This is a genomic window from Methylobacterium sp. WL6 (genome assembly GCF_008040095.1).
Lineage (GTDB): Bacteria > Pseudomonadota > Alphaproteobacteria > Rhizobiales > Beijerinckiaceae > Methylobacterium.
The window spans coordinates 1-1,155 of the sequence record NZ_VRVH01000586.1; the positions used below are offsets into that span (position 1 = coordinate 1).

General features: G+C 76.2%; 1 protein-coding gene. It reads left to right on the forward strand.

Going from position 1 to position 1,155, the window contains the following annotated elements; all coding sequences use genetic code 11:
• A partial coding sequence (locus FV230_RS28575; protein ID WP_147844757.1) for an HAD-IC family P-type ATPase occupies window positions 1–1,155 on the forward strand: 1,155 nt, incomplete at both ends.

Here is a 1,155-nt window from a genome sequence, read left to right on the forward strand (position 1 = left end):
GGCCGAGGCCGCGGACGTCCAGCGGGACGCCGCCGCGCACCGCGACGGGCTCCACCTCCTCGTCGCAGGCCTGCTCGCGGCGCCGCTGGTGGCGCCGATGCTGCTGATGCCGTTCGGGATCGCGTGGATGCCGCCCGGCTGGCTGCAGCTGGCGCTCGCCACCCCGATCCAGCTCTGGCTCGGCGCCCGATTCTACCGGGCCGGCTGGCGCGCAGTGCGGGCCGGCGCCGGCAACATGGACCTGCTCGTCGCGCTCGGCACCTCGGCGGCCTACGGCCTCAGCCTGGTCGAGCTGGTCCGGGCCGAGGCGCACGGTCACGCGGCGCCGCACCTGTATTTCGAGGCCTCGGCGGTGGTGATCACCCTGGTGCTGCTCGGCAAGCGCCTGGAAAGCCGCGCCAAGCGGCGCACCGCGTCGGCGATCCGCGCGTTGACGGCGCTGCGCCCCGAGCGTGCGCGCCTGCGCCGGCCGGACGGCAGCGAGGCCGAGATCGACGTCGCGGCGCTCCGGGTCGGCGACATGGTCGTGGTCCGCCCCGGCGAGCGGCTGCCCGCCGACGGCACCGTCCGCGCCGGCGCGAGCCAGGTCGACGAGGCGCTGATCACCGGCGAGAGCGTGCCGGTCGCCAAGGCGGCCGGCGACCGGGTCGTCGGCGGCGCAATCAACGGCGACGGCCTGCTCGTGGTCGAGGCCGTCGCGGTCGGCGCGGAGGCCACCCTGGCGCGGATCATCCGTCTGGTCGAGGACGCGCAGGCAGCCAAGGCCCCGATCCAGCGCCTAGTCGACCGGGTCAGCGCGGTGTTCGTGCCGGTGGTGCTCGGGCTGGCGCTTCTCACCTTCCTCGGCTGGTGGCTCGTGGCCGGCGCCGGCGTCGAGGCCGCGCTGATCGACGCGGTGGCGGTCCTCGTGATCGCCTGCCCCTGCGCGCTCGGCCTTGCGACGCCCACGGCGATCATGGCCGGCACCGGCGTCGCGGCGCGCCACGGCATCCTGATCAAGGACGCGGAGGCGCTGGAGGTGGCCCATGCCCTCGACACGGTCGCCTTCGACAAGACCGGCACGCTGACGGAGGGACGCCCGACGGTGACCGAGCTCGAGCCCGCGCCGGGCATCGCGCGGGCCGACCTCCTGCGCCGCGCCGCGGCGCTGCAGGC